Consider the following 12,269-nt stretch of genomic DNA (forward strand, 5'->3'; position numbering starts at 1 on the left):
GCATCGTCCCGCCCAGGGCCTATTGGTCGGCTGGCCGCACATGGATCGCCGATGCTTTGCCGCCTCCTCTACGTCAGCCGGATCTCGGACACGGCCGCCGCCAGCCTTGCCGGGGCGATGCAGGACATCCTCATCGTCTCGGCCCATCGCAACCGGCTCGATGCGGTCACCGGCCTGCTGTTCGCCGACGGCGAGAGCTTCGTGCAGGTGCTGGAGGGCCCGGACGCGCAGGTGATCGCCTGTTACGAGCGGATCCTGCGGGACGAGCGCCACGCCCACATCCGGCTGCGGTCGCTCATCAGCATCGATGAACGGGACTTCCCCCGGTGGTCGATGTGCGGCCTGACCCTTTCCGGCCTCGAGAACACGCTCCTCGGACCGGCCGATATCGACTTCGACCTGCGCGAAGCAGAGGCCGGCGCCCTGTTGCAGCACCTCCAGGGTCTTGCCGCGCGCCACGCCCGCCAGCTCGATGCGGCCCACGCCGAGCTCGTCGCCTCCTATTCCGGCCGAGGGCGTGCGTCGCCGACGGGTTGAGGACGAACCGGCGCGCAACGCTTGGCGGCCTGCCCCAGCCGACGGGCCCCGCCGGGCCAAAGACAGGCTTCCCTTTCCCGCCCGGCCCCCGTAACGCTCGCGCCATGGACGCCGAGCTCAACATCTCGACCGCCCCCTTCCGGGATCCGCGCTACGCGCCGCGCCGCCTGACCGTCGAGGCGCGCCCCGGCGGCGAATTCGTGCTGACCAACCCCACGCCGTACTCGACGCAGTTCCAGACCGTCACCGCCGCCCTCGGGCACTGGGCCGCGGCCGGGCCGGACCGGATCTGGCTGGCCGAGCGCTCGGGCGAGGGCTGGCGCGCCGTGACCTTCGCCGAGGCCTGGCAGCGGATCGCGGCCCTCGCCGGCGGGCTGCAGGCCCTGGGCGTCGTCGGCGAGCGCCCCCTGCTGATCCTGGCCCGCAACGCCATCGACCACGCCCTGATCGCCTATGCCGCCATGGGCCAGGGCATGCCGATCGCGCCGGTCTCGCCGCAGTACGGCCTGCCGGGCGCGAACATCTCGCGGCTTACCCACGCCTGCGAAGTCCTGAAGCCTGCCGCCGTCTACACGGAGGACGCCGCCCTGTTCTCCGAGGGCCTGGCCGCGGATGTTCTGGCCGGTCTGCCGGTGATCGCCGCCGCCAACCCCCGCCCCGGCGACATCCTGCTGGAGCGGCTCTACGCGTCGAGCCCGGCGGACCCGTCCGCCGCGCCCGACCAGCATGCGAAGTACCTGCTCACGTCAGGCTCCACGGGCCTGCCCAAGGCGGTGATCAACAGTCATCGCACCATGAGCCTGAACGCGGCCCAGATTACCGCCTGCTTCGACGATCCGGACCCGCCGGTCATGGTCCATTCGGCGCCCTGGAGCCACAGCCTGGGGGCCAACGCGATCCTGCACTACTCGGCCCACCGGGGCGGCTCGCTCTACATCGACGCGGGCCAGCCGACGGCGGCGAAGTTCGGCGAGACGATCCGCAACCTGCGCGAGGTTGCGCCCACCTACCAGAACATGGTCCCCGCCGCCTGGATGCTGTTCGCCGAGGCCCTGGAGCAGGACGACGGCCTGGCCCGCGCCTTCTTCTCCCGGGTTCGGCTGCTGCAATACGGCGGCGCGGCCCTGGGCCAGGCGACGGCCGACCGGATCCAGGCGGTGGCCGTGCGCACGGTGGGCGAGCGGATCAGCTTCGGCTCCGGCTACGGCGCCACCGAGACCGGCCCCACCGCCTGCAACGTCCACTGGCCGAATGCCCGCATGGGGATGATCGGCCTGCCCCTGCCCGGCACCTCGGTGCGCCTGGTTCCTGAGGCGGGCAAGCTCGACTTCCGGGTCAAGGGACCGCAGGTGACGCCCGGCTACCTGGGCCGCGCCGAGCTCTCCGCCGCGGCCTTCGACGAGGAAGGCTTCTACCGGCTGGGCGACGCCGCGCGGTTCGTCGACCCGGCCAATCCCGAAGCCGGCATGATCTTCGACGGCCGGCTGTCCGAGAACTTCAAGCTGGCCTCCGGCACCTTCGTCTCGGTGGGCGAGCTGCGGATCGGTGCCGTGGGGGCGATCGGCGACGCCGTGACCGACGCGGTGGTCTGCGGCGAGAACCGCGACGCGGTGGGCCTGCTGCTCTATCCCAACCCCACTCGCCCGCGGGCCGAGATCGAGGACGCCGTGCGCGCGGGCCTCGCGGCGTTCAACGCTCGCGCCAAGGGCTCCGGCGGCCGCGTGGCCCGCGCCCTGGTGCTGCCGGACGCGCCCGACGCCAGTTCGGGCGAGATCACCGACAAGGGCTACATCGCCCAGAGCCTCGCCCGCACCCACCGGGCCGGGGCCATAGACCGGCTCTTCGCCGACCCCGCTCCCTCCGACGTGATGGAATTCTAGATGAACGGCGCCGACGCCCTGATCTCGACCCTGGTGGCCAACGACGTCACCGCCTGCTTCGCCAACCCCGGCACGTCCGAGATGCAGTTCGTGGCCGCCCTGGACGGCGTGCCGGCCATGCGCCCGGTGCTGTGCCAGTTCGAGGGCGTGGCCACCGGCGCCGCCGACGGCTACGGCCGGATCGCGGACAAGCCGGCCTGCACCCTGCTGCACCTGGGCCCCGGCTACGGCAATGGCGTCGCCAACCTGCACAATGCCCGGCGGGCCTTCACCCCCATCGTCAACGTGATCGGCGACCACGCCACCTATCACCGCCAGTACGATGCGCCGCTGAACTCCGACATCGCCACCCTGGTGAAGCCGAACTCCATCTGGGCCAAGTCGGCCGACACGCCCGAGACGGTGGCCAGCCTGGCCGCCGAGGCGGTCGCCGCCAGCTACGGCCCGCCCGGCGGCCCGGTCAGCCTGATCCTGCCCGCCGACGCCGCCTGGCTGCCGGCCCAGGGCGAGCCCGTGATCGCGCAGAAGCCCGCGCGGTCCGCGCCCGCGGCATCGGCGGTCGACGCCGCGGCTAAGGCCATCAAGGGGGCGAAGAAGCCGGTCGTCCTGCTGGGCGGCCAGGCCGTCCGCGCAGACGCGCTGAAGCAGGCCGCGCGTCTGGAGGCGGCCGGCGTCACCATCTATTCCGACACCTTCGTCGCGCGCCAGCCGCGGGGCGCTGGCGGCTTCCTGCCGAAGAAGATGCAGTATTTCGGCGAGATGGCCCTGGCCGAGCTCGAGGGCGTGGACCTGATGGTCTACGCCGGCACGACCATGCCGGTGGCGTTCTTCGCCTATCCCAACCGCCCCAGCGTGCTGGTCCCCGAGGGCTGTGAGACCCTGACCCTGGCCGAGCGCGGCGAGGATGCGGTCGCGGGCCTGGCCGCCCTGGCCGATGCGCTGGGCGCGCCCAAGGAAGGGCCAAGCCAGGCTCTCGTCCTGCCGGATGCGGCCCCGACCGGCAAGCAGACCGCCTACACGATCGGCGCGTCCATCGCCCGCCACATGCCCGAGGGCGCGATCATCTGCGACGACGCCGTGACGTCCGGCGCCGGCATCGCCGCCAACACCGCCACCGCTCGCCCGCACGACCTGCTGGCCCTGACCGGCGGCGCTATCGGCATCGGTCTGCCGCTCGCCATCGGCGCCGCCGTGGCCGCGCCCGACCGCAAGGTGCTCAGCCTGAACGGCGATGGCTCGGCGATGTATACGGTGCAGGCGCTCTGGACGATGGCGCGCGAGAACCTCGACATCACCGTGGTGGTGTTCGCCAACTACACCTACCGCATCCTGAACATCGAGATGCAGCGCACGGGCGCGGGCGAGGCCGGACCCTCGGCCCGCAAGCTGCTGGACCTGGGCGATCCCAACATCGACTTCGTGGCGGTGGCCAAGGGCCTCGGTCTCCCGGCGGTGAGCTGCGCCACCGCCGAGGAGTTCGAAAAGGCCTTCGCCGGCGCCATGGGCCAGCGCGGCCCGATGTTCATCGAGGCGAAGATCTAGCCGCCAAGGCCTTCGGCCAGGATGACGCGATAGTCCGCGCCTTTCAGGCGATGCTGCTTGGCGTCCTGGTAAGCCGGGCTGTCGTACCAGGCACGGGCCGCGGCCTTGTCCGGGAACTGCAGCAGGACCACGCCCTCGGCCGCGTCGCCCTCCAGCACCTCCAGGGGGCCGTAGAACGCCAGCGGCGTGATCTGATGGTCCCCCCGGGCGCCGGCGGCCTTCTGGCCGTAGGTCTTGAGCTCTTCGGGGTCGGTGGTCTTGTTCTTGATGAAGATCACATAGGCCGGCATCGGGTCTCTCCTTCGAATGCGCGCGCCAACCTCGCGGCCCTGCCCCAAGGTTCGGCAAGCAAAAGGCCCGCGGATCGCTCCGCGGGCCTTCGTGATTCCGGCCTTGGCCGAAACGCCTAGGTGTTGCCGGGCAGCTTGCAGTTGCCGGCGAACGCGCAGCCGATCGCCTGGACGGCGGTGACGGCAGGCGTGTCCTGGTACTCGATCATATAGCCCTTCAGCTTGTCGGCGCAGGCCACTTCCACATAGGTCGTGCCCTTCTCGGTCTTGCCGACGACGCGGCTGTTCGAGACGTCGCAGGAGTTGAAGTTGAACTTCTTGAGGTCGGCGGTCAGCAGGGCGTAGGCCGCCTCCGGCTTGGTCAGCGAGCACTTGTAGCCGGCGATCGGGGCGCGGGCGCAGTCCAGCGCCTGGCCCTTCTGGCCGGCCTTCGAGATCAGGATGGCGCCCGAGCCGTCCTTGCAGACCAGCTCGACGACTTCCTCGCCTGGCTTGGAGGGGAACAGGGCGTACTTGTCGACGTCGCACTTGCCGCCGGCGCTGGTCACCAGCTTGGTGTAGAGGCCGGCCTGCTCGCTCTGGGCCTGGCGGGCGTCCGTCAGGGTGCAGCCGCCCAGGATCTGGGTGGCCTTGGCGCACTCGTAGGTCTCGGTCAGCGTGCCCGCGGCGGCGACCTTGTAGATATAGCCCTTACCGTCCTGGCACGAGGCTTCGTAGAACGTCGAGTTGTCCTTCGACACGCCCACGAAGCGGCGGTCCTTCACGGCGCAGCCGTTGTTGGCCATGCCGGCATACTTGTCGACGACCGCGATCCGGGTCGCCTTGTCGCTCAGCGTGCATTTGATGTTGGTTTCGGCGTCGTCGTACATCAGGCAGTTCTGGGCCTGAGCGGGCTTCGCGCTGTCGAACGGCACGCTCGCCAGCACGATGTAGCCCTGGCCGCCCTGGCAGGCGACTTCCATGTAGGTGTTGGTCTTGGTCTGGCCGATCCCGCGCGCCTGCTCGGGAATGCAGTCGGCGCCGGCGGCCTTCAGCAGGGGCTGCAGGACCGCCTTGGGGTCCGAGTTGCCGGGCAGGATGCAGGGGGCCGACGGCGCCTGGCCGGGGGCCGGCGGCGTGTTCGCCTCGATGCAGCTGTAGGCGATGATCGCGCCTTCGGCCGGCTTCTGCAGGACGTAGCCCATCTGGCCCGCGCCGCACGAGACTTCGTAGTAGGAGGTCTTGCTCTTCTTGTCCTCGCCGATCAGGCGGGCGTCGTCGACCTGGCAGGAGAGGCCCGCGGCCTGCACCACCTCCGGCGCCTGGGCCTTGCCGGCCTTGCGGGCGGCCTCAGGGATCGCGGCCGGCTTCTTGCCTTGCGAGATGGCCGCCGCCGGGACCAGCAGCGCGGCGACCATCGCCATCGCCAGCCCGATTGCTTTAGGCGTCTTCACCTGTGTCTTCTCCTGGGTCGTGACCGGGGGGTCGTTATTTTGCGGCACATAAACGCGGCCATGTCGCCGGGGTCAAGCTGCCCGGCGAACCGGGCCGAACTATGGCTTGTTTCCAATGGCTTAGCTTGACAGCACAGCGTTCGGCGACGCCCCGGGAGCGGCCTTGGCCTCAGATGCGGCGCACGCGGAGGCGGGCGCCTTCCACGCCCACCACCTTGACGCTCGCTCCGGCCTCCAGCGCCTCGCCGTCGTCCAGTTCGGCCGCCCATTCCTTGCCGTCGATGAAGACCCGGCCGGCGCCGCGCACGAAGGCCGTCACCGCCGAGCCCTCGTCGCCCACCAGCCGCGCGACATTGTCGTTGATGTCGCCCGCCGGCCCAACCACCTGACGCGGAAGGTAGCGCCGCGCCAGCAGGGTCGAGACGATGGTCAGGAGGGCGAAGACCAGCAGGGCGGTGGGCACGCTGATGTTCGCGAGACCGACCACCGCCGCGGTGGCCGCGGCCGACGCGGAGGCCCACAGCAGCCATCCCGAGCCGGTCAAGACTTCCACCGCCAGGATCGCGGCGGCGAGGCCGGCCCAGATCCAGAACGGTTGTTCCGCCAGCAGGCCCGTGACCGCGTCCACGCCTCAGGCCCCCGTCGGAGGAACCGACCCGCGGCCCCGGGCCGGCGCGCGCGGCGGTGGCGGACCATCGGCGCCGATCGCCTTCACCAGCTCGCCGATCCCGCCCACGGTGCCCACCAGGGCGCCCATCTCGGCCGGGACGATTACCGTCTTCTGCTGCGGGCTCTCCGCCAGCTTGCCGAAAGCTTCCACGTACTTCTGAGCGACGAAGTAGTTGATGGCGTTGACGTCGCCGGCGGCGATGGCGTCCGAGACCAGCTCGGTGGCCTTGGCCTCGGCCTGCGCCGAGCGTTCGCGCGCCTCGGCGTCGCGGAACGCGGCCTCCTTGCGGCCTTCGGCCTCCAGGATCGCCGACTGCTTCTGCCCCTCGGCGCGGGCGATGGCGGCCGACTTCTCGCCGTCGGCCTCGGTGATCACGGCGCGCCGCTCGCGCTCGGCCTTCATCTGGCGGGCCATGGCGTTGGTGATGTCCGGCGGCGGCGTCAGGTCCTTGATCTCGATCCGCGCCACCTTCACCCCCCAGGGCGTCGTGGCCTGGTCGATGACGTCCAGCAGGCGGGTGTTGATCAGGTCCCGCTGGCTCAGCACCTCGTCCAGCTCCATCGAGCCCACCACCGTCCGCAGGTTGGTCATGGTGAGCTGCGAGATGGCGTAGTTCAGGTTGTCCACCCGGTAGGCCGCCTGGCTGGCGTCCATCACCTGGATGAATACGATGGCGTCCACCTGGACCATCACATTGTCCTTGGTGATCACCTCCTGGCGCGGCACGTCCAGGACCTGCTCCATCATATTGACCCGCCGGCCGACGCCCTCGACGAACGGCGTCAGGAAGCTGATGCCCGGCTTGAGAGTCCGCGTGTAGCGGCCAAACTGTTCGACGGTGTACTCGCGCCCTTGCGGCACGATCTTGATGGCGCCCAGCGCCACCACCACCGCCAGCGCCAGGAACACCAGTGCGACGATCAGCCCGATATCCATCCTGCCCTCCCCAGAGACCGTCGTGAGCTTATCGGGGGTTGCGGCCCGCCGCCACGGAAACCGGACGGACATGCTCGCGCCAAGATCGAGGGTCTGTTAGCGGTCCGCCATGATCCGACACCTGCTGCTCGTCCCGGCCGCCCTCGCCTGCCTCGCCGCCGCCCCGGCCCCCAAGGCGCCCGCGGCCAAGACCCCCGCCGCAAAGCCCGCGCCCGCCAGGCCCGCGCCGAAGCCTGCCGCGACCTACGACGCGCAGAACCCGCAGGGCCTGATGGCGATCCTGGGCGAGGCTGGCGCCAAGGTGCAGACCGGCCGCAAGGAAGAGGATTCGGTGTTCGTCACCGTCACCTCCACGGCGGCGAACTTCTCGCTGCAGTTCGCCGGCTGCAATCCGCAAGGGCGCGCCTGCCAGGCGGCGCTGTTCGACAGCCTGCTGGACGGCGGCTCGCCGACCCTGGCCCAGATCAACGGCTTCAACCAGACCTCGGTCTTCTGCCGCATCTACCAGGACAAGGCCGGCAAGGCGCACGCCATCTATGCCGCCATGCTGGTGAAGTCCGACACCCGCGACAGCGCCGTCACCCATCTCGCCGCCTGGCAGGGCTGTCTGGGCGAGGCCCGGGGCTTCCTGCGCGATCCGGTCGCCTACCTAGCCGAGGCGGCTTAGGCTGGAACCGCCGCGCCGCGCCGGATCGCCGAGACGCGGTCGATGGCGGCTTCGGCTTCGGCCATGATCCGCGCCACGATCTCCGCCGCCGGCAGGACGTCCCGGACCCCGCCCGCCGACTGGCCCATGGCGAAGCACGAGCGGTCGATGTCCAGGCCCTCGATCTGGCCGCCGATGCCGCCCATCACCCCCTCGCGGGTCGAGAGCATCGCCTGCTGCGGGAACGGCTGGATCTCGCCCGGACGGGTCTCCCAGTCCTCGACGTAGGGGTTCTTCTTCACGCGCATCGGCTTGCCCGAATAGCTGCGGGTGCGAATGGTGTCCTCGTCGGAGGCCTCCACGATCACGTCGCGGTACATCTGGCCCGCGTGCGCCTCGGCCGAAGCGATGAACCGGGTGCCCATCCAGACGCCCACGGCGCCCAGGCTCAGCGCCGCCGCCAGCCCCCGCCCGTCATAGAGGCCGCCCGCGGCCACCACCGGGATCTTCACCTGCTCCACCGCCTGGGCCACCAGCGGCATGGTGCCGACCAGGCCGGTGTGGCCGCCGCCCTCGCCGCCCTGGCAGATCACCGCGTCGCAGCCGGCCTGCTCCGCCTTCACCGCATGCTTTACCGCCCCGCAGACCACCATGACCTTGAGGCCGGCCTTCTTCAGCTTCTCCAGGATCGGCATCGGCACGCCCAGGCCGGCGACGAAGCTGGAGGCGCCCTCCTCGATGATCACGTCCACCGACGCTGTCAGGCTCTCGGGCGAGGCCGCCAGCAGGTCGACCCCGAACGGCTTGTCGGTGAGCGTCTTCACCTGCCGCATCTGCTCGCGGATGAAGTCCGGCCCGCGGCCGGCCATGCCCAGCACGCCATAGCCGCCGGCGTTCGAGACCGCCGCCGCCAGCTCGGCGTACGAGACCCCGCCCATGCCCGCCAGCATGATCGGGTGCTTCACCCCCAGCAGGTCGCAGAGCTTGGTGTGCAGGGCCATCGGACATCCTCCCGTCGTTCGTTGCGCGGGAGCATGGCGCCCCAGGTTATCGTTGGAAACCGTGACGCGAGGTCAGGCCGGGCGGATCACCGGCAGGCGCGACAGACCCTCCGCGGCGAAGTCCAGGAACGCCCGCACCCGCGTCGGCGCCAGCCGCGCGCTCACGGTGACCAGCTGGACCGGGATCGGCGCCGGCTCGTGGGCCGCCAGCAGCCGGACCAGCCGCCCGTCCGCCAGTTCGTCGGCCACCTGGTACGAGAAGACCCGCGTCACGCCCCGCCCCTCGACCGCCGCGGCGACCACCGGCTCGATGGCGTTGATCATCAGCCGCGGGCGCAGGCGCACCGTCTGACTCCCGCCCGGCCCGTCGAAACGCCATTCGGTCGGCCCCGGCTGGGTGCTGGAATAGACGATGTCGTGCTCGGCGAGGTCGGCCGGTCCGGCCGGCGTCCCCCGGCGTGCGAGATAGGCCGGCGAGGCTGCCACCACCCGGCGCACCTCCCCGACCCGGCGCGCGACCAGGCTGGAGTCGGCCAGGGCGCCGATCCGCACCGCCACGTCCAGGCCCGCGTCGATCACGTCGAGGTTGCGGTCGTTCAGCACCAGCTCGGCGGCGACCTGCGGATGGGCGTCCAGGAACCGGGCCAGCAGCGGCGCCACATGGCGGCGGCCGAACACCAGCGGCGCGCTGATCCGCAACGTTCCGCGGAGCGGGCCGTCGTCCTCGCCGCTCATCGCCGCCTCATACGCCGCCAGGACCGCGCGCGCCTCGACGGCCAGCCGCCGCCCGGCCTCGGTCACCGCGAGCCGGCGCGTCGTCCGCTCCACCAGGCGCGCCCCGATCCGGCCCTCCAGCGCCGCCAGGGTCCGCGTCACCGCGGCCGGCGAGCGCCGCAGTCGGCGCGCCGCGGCCGCAAGGCTCCCCGTCTCCAGAACGGCGACGAACACCGCCAGCTCGTCCAGCCGATCCATTATTCCATTTTCCGCAATTCTGACTTGCGATCTTGCCCGCTTCTGCATGCAGATCGCAACGCCTAGCTTGCGTTCATGACCAGTCAGATCCGCCTGCACGGCGTCCACCTCTCCGGCCACGTCCACAAGGTGGGCGTCTTCCTGGGCCTGCTGGGCCTCCCTTATGCGACGGTGGAAGCCGGGCGCGACCAGCGCGACACCGACGCCTTCCGCCGCCTGAACCCCCTGGGTCAGATCCCGGTCCTGGAGGACGGCGACGTGGTGCTGGCCGATTCCAACGCCATCCTCGTCTACCTGGCCAAGCGCTACGATCCCTCGGGCGCCTGGCTGCCGGAGACGCCTGTCGAGGCCGCGAGGGTCCAGCGCTGGCTTTCGATCTCGGCGGGCGAGGTCCGCTTCGGCCCGGCCAATGCGCGCGCCGTGCACCTGTTCGGCCTGAAGACCGACCTGGCCGACGCCCACGCCGTCGCCGCCCGCCTACTCGGCTTCATGGATGGGGCGCTCACCGGAGCCGACTGGCTCGCCGGCGACCGCCCGACCCTGGCGGACGTGGCCTGTTACCCCTACGTGGCCTGCGCGCCGGAAGGCGGCGTGGACCTGGCGCCCTATCCCGCCGTCCGGGCCTGGATCGCACGGTTCGAGGCGCTCCCGGGCGTCGCCGCCATGCCCCGTTCGCCGGTTCCGGCCTAAGGCCATGGACGACACCCCCTGGCACGTCGGCGAGCTTCGCGCCCAGACGCTCTCGGGCGCCGACCACATCCCGGGCGGGGCGGGCATCCGCAGCTTCATGCCCGACCAGCACCGGGAGTTCTTCGCCAGCCTGCCGTTCATGGTCGCCGCGACCCTGGACGCGGACGGCGCCCCGATGGCCACGCTGCTCACCGGCCGCCCCGGCTTCGTCTCAAGCCCGGACCCCACGACGCTGGCCATCGCCGCACGCAGCGCCGATCCCGCGGGCCGGCGGATGGAGCCGGGCGCGCCCGTCGGCCTGCTGGGCATCCAGCCCGACACGCGCCGCCGCAACCGCGCCAACGGCGTGGTCGAGCAGGCCGACGACCAGGGCCTGACGGTCCGGGTGCGCCAGAGCTTCGGCAACTGCCCCCAGTATATCCACCCCCGCCACGTAATGGCCGACCGCCGCGTGGCCATCGAGGCCGAACCCCTGGCCGGCCTGGATGCGCGGGCCCGCAAGCAGATCGCGGCCGCGGACACCTTCTTCGTGGCGACCACCAGCGGGCCGGGCGTGGAGAACGGCGGCGTCGACGTCTCGCACCGCGGCGGGCCGCCGGGTTTCGTCCAGGTGGCGGGCGACATCCTGACCATCCCCGACTATCGGGGGAACCGCTATTTCAACACCCTGGGCAACCTGCTGCTCGAGCCGCGGGCGGCCCTGCTGTTCGTGGACTTCGCGGCTGGCGAGCTGCTGCACCTGCAGGGGACCGCCGAGGTGGCCTGGAGCGAGCACGATTTGCCGGGCGCCGAGCGGACCTGGCGCTTCACGGTCACCGGCGGCTGGCGCGGGCCCGCCGGCCTCTACGCCTGAGCCTTGCCGCGCACGGGCGGCGGAGGCTGGGGCCGCAGGAAGGTGAACTCCTGGTCCGACGACAGGTGCGGCTGGAACCGGTAGCCGTCCATGTCGAATCCCTTGAGGTCCGCCGACCGCTCGATCCGGTTGTCGATGGCGTATCTCGCCAGGGCGCCCCGCGCCCGCTTGGCGAAGAACGAGATGATCCGGGCCTCGCCGTCCTTTTCTTCCAGGAAGCGGCACGAGAGCACCGGAGCCTTGAGCGCGGTCCGGTCCACGGCGCCGAAGTATTCACTGCTGGCGCAGTTCACGATCGTCCCGTCCCTGTGGCCGGCCGCCGCCTCGTCCAGCGCCTCAGCGATCCGCGACCCCCAGAAGTCGTAGAGGCTCTGCCCGCGCCGGGTCTTGATGCGCACACCCATCTCCAGCCGATAGGGCTGGATCGCGTCCAGCGGCCGCAGCACGCCATAGAGCCCGGACAGGATCCGCACGTGGTCCTGCGCCCAGCCCAGGGCCTTGCGGTCGAGCTCCCGCGCCTTCAGCCCCAGGTAGACGTCGCCGTTGAAGGCGAAGGCCGCCTGCAGGCCCTCCTCGCTCTCGGGGTCGAAGGCCTGGAACCGCTCGCGGTTCAGCTTCGCGAGGGCGTCGGACAGCGACATCATCCGCTTCAGGTCGACGACTCGCAGCTTCCTCGTGGTCTTCGCCAGTTCGGCCGTCTGCTCGGCCATCTGCGGCAGGGTCAGGGGCGCGGAAGCGGGCGGCGCGTCGAAGTTCAGCGCCTTGGCCGGAGAGAGCACGATCAGCATCGGCGTCCTTTGCCGCGACTTGGCCGCGGCG

The 12,269-nt window shown here is 71.1% G+C and carries 13 protein-coding genes; 6 read left to right on the top strand and 7 right to left on the bottom strand.

Translation table 11 applies throughout. The features are described 5' to 3' along the window. Positions 1-51: 51 nt before the first annotated feature. The 3 genes from AX721_RS04830 to AX721_RS04840 all read left to right on the top strand — a co-directional run bounded on the left by AX721_RS04830 (position 52) and on the right by AX721_RS04840 (position 3,959). Positions 52-537, top strand: a complete 486-nt coding sequence (locus AX721_RS04830; protein WP_068874891.1) for a BLUF domain-containing protein — start codon at positions 52-54, stop codon at positions 535-537. 104 nt (positions 538-641) lie between these two features. Further along, entirely contained in the window at positions 642-2,417 is a 1,776-nt protein-coding gene (locus AX721_RS04835) for a feruloyl-CoA synthase (protein WP_068874892.1), read from the top strand. Further along, positions 2,418-3,959: an acetolactate synthase large subunit gene (locus tag AX721_RS04840; protein ID WP_068874893.1), complete on the top strand. Its 1,542-nt coding sequence runs from the start codon at positions 2,418-2,420 to the stop codon at positions 3,957-3,959. On the opposite strand, the gene AX721_RS04845 is transcribed toward AX721_RS04840, so the two are convergent. The 4 genes from AX721_RS04845 to AX721_RS04860 all read right to left on the bottom strand — a co-directional run bounded on the left by AX721_RS04845 (position 3,956) and on the right by AX721_RS04860 (position 7,282). After that, positions 3,956-4,249 carry a DUF1330 domain-containing protein gene (locus tag AX721_RS04845; protein WP_068874894.1) on the bottom strand — a complete coding sequence of 98 codons (294 nt, stop codon included), beginning with the start codon at positions 4,247-4,249 and terminating at the stop codon, positions 3,956-3,958. The genes AX721_RS04840 and AX721_RS04845 overlap by 4 nt on opposite strands. Positions 4,250-4,365: 116 nt before the next feature. Beyond that, a complete protein-coding gene (locus tag AX721_RS04850; RefSeq protein ID WP_156467013.1) occupies positions 4,366-5,682 on the bottom strand; it encodes a hypothetical protein in 1,317 nt (438 codons plus the stop codon). Positions 5,683-5,851: 169 nt separating this feature from the next. Then, positions 5,852-6,310, bottom strand: coding sequence for an NfeD family protein (locus AX721_RS04855; RefSeq protein ID WP_068874896.1), 459 nt, complete (start codon positions 6,308-6,310; stop codon positions 5,852-5,854). A 3-nt stretch (positions 6,311-6,313) separates the two neighbouring features. Then, positions 6,314-7,282: an SPFH domain-containing protein gene (locus tag AX721_RS04860; RefSeq protein ID WP_197422468.1), complete on the bottom strand. Its 969-nt coding sequence runs from the start codon at positions 7,280-7,282 to the stop codon at positions 6,314-6,316. A gap of 115 nt (positions 7,283-7,397) precedes the next feature. On the opposite strand from AX721_RS04860, the gene AX721_RS04865 reads away from it, so the two are divergent. Then, positions 7,398-7,955, top strand: coding sequence for a hypothetical protein (locus AX721_RS04865; protein WP_068874898.1), 558 nt, complete (start codon positions 7,398-7,400; stop codon positions 7,953-7,955). Here the strand turns inward: AX721_RS04865 and AX721_RS04870 are convergent. Both AX721_RS04870 and AX721_RS04875 read right to left on the bottom strand, forming a co-directional pair. After that, positions 7,952-8,935 (bottom strand): nitronate monooxygenase family protein, encoded by a 984-nt coding sequence (locus tag AX721_RS04870; protein WP_068874899.1) that lies wholly within the window; start codon positions 8,933-8,935, stop codon positions 7,952-7,954. The two genes, AX721_RS04865 and AX721_RS04870, sit on opposite strands and share 4 nt — an antisense overlap. 72 nt (positions 8,936-9,007) lie before the next feature. Beyond that, a complete protein-coding gene (locus AX721_RS04875) occupies positions 9,008-9,907 on the bottom strand; it encodes a LysR substrate-binding domain-containing protein (RefSeq protein WP_068874900.1) in 900 nt (299 codons plus the stop codon). A gap of 75 nt (positions 9,908-9,982) precedes the next feature. Here AX721_RS04875 and AX721_RS04880 point away from each other — a divergent pair, with 75 nt between their 5' ends. Further along, positions 9,983-10,597, top strand: coding sequence for a glutathione S-transferase family protein (locus AX721_RS04880; protein ID WP_068874901.1), 615 nt, complete (start codon positions 9,983-9,985; stop codon positions 10,595-10,597). Between the two features lie 4 nt (positions 10,598-10,601). After that, positions 10,602-11,450: a pyridoxamine 5'-phosphate oxidase family protein gene (locus tag AX721_RS04885; protein WP_068874902.1), complete on the top strand. Its 849-nt coding sequence runs from the start codon at positions 10,602-10,604 to the stop codon at positions 11,448-11,450. Here AX721_RS04885 and yaaA read toward each other — a convergent pair. After that, positions 11,441-12,238 (bottom strand): peroxide stress protein YaaA, encoded by a 798-nt coding sequence (yaaA, locus tag AX721_RS04890; RefSeq protein ID WP_068874903.1) that lies wholly within the window; start codon positions 12,236-12,238, stop codon positions 11,441-11,443. The genes AX721_RS04885 and yaaA overlap by 10 nt on opposite strands. Positions 12,239-12,269: the final 31 nt, after the last annotated feature.

The sequence above is a fragment of the Phenylobacterium sp. CCH9-H3 genome, from assembly GCF_001557235.1.
Lineage (GTDB): Bacteria > Pseudomonadota > Alphaproteobacteria > Caulobacterales > Caulobacteraceae > Phenylobacterium.

Coding starts and splice junctions, on each gene's coding strand:
- AX721_RS04830 (WP_068874891.1), top strand. CDS start 52: ATGCTTTGCCGCCTCCTCTACGTCAGCCGGATCTCGGACACGGCCGCC.
- AX721_RS04835 (WP_068874892.1), top strand. CDS start 642: ATGGACGCCGAGCTCAACATCTCGACCGCCCCCTTCCGGGATCCGCGC.
- AX721_RS04840 (WP_068874893.1), top strand. CDS start 2,418: ATGAACGGCGCCGACGCCCTGATCTCGACCCTGGTGGCCAACGACGTC.
- AX721_RS04845 (WP_068874894.1), bottom strand. CDS start 4,249: ATGCCGGCCTATGTGATCTTCATCAAGAACAAGACCACCGACCCCGAA.
- AX721_RS04865 (WP_068874898.1), top strand. CDS start 7,398: ATGATCCGACACCTGCTGCTCGTCCCGGCCGCCCTCGCCTGCCTCGCC.
- AX721_RS04870 (WP_068874899.1), bottom strand. CDS start 8,935: ATGGCCCTGCACACCAAGCTCTGCGACCTGCTGGGGGTGAAGCACCCG.
- AX721_RS04875 (WP_068874900.1), bottom strand. CDS start 9,907: ATGGATCGGCTGGACGAGCTGGCGGTGTTCGTCGCCGTTCTGGAGACG.
- AX721_RS04880 (WP_068874901.1), top strand. CDS start 9,983: ATGACCAGTCAGATCCGCCTGCACGGCGTCCACCTCTCCGGCCACGTC.
- AX721_RS04885 (WP_068874902.1), top strand. CDS start 10,602: ATGGACGACACCCCCTGGCACGTCGGCGAGCTTCGCGCCCAGACGCTC.
- yaaA (WP_068874903.1), bottom strand. CDS start 12,238: ATGCTGATCGTGCTCTCTCCGGCCAAGGCGCTGAACTTCGACGCGCCG.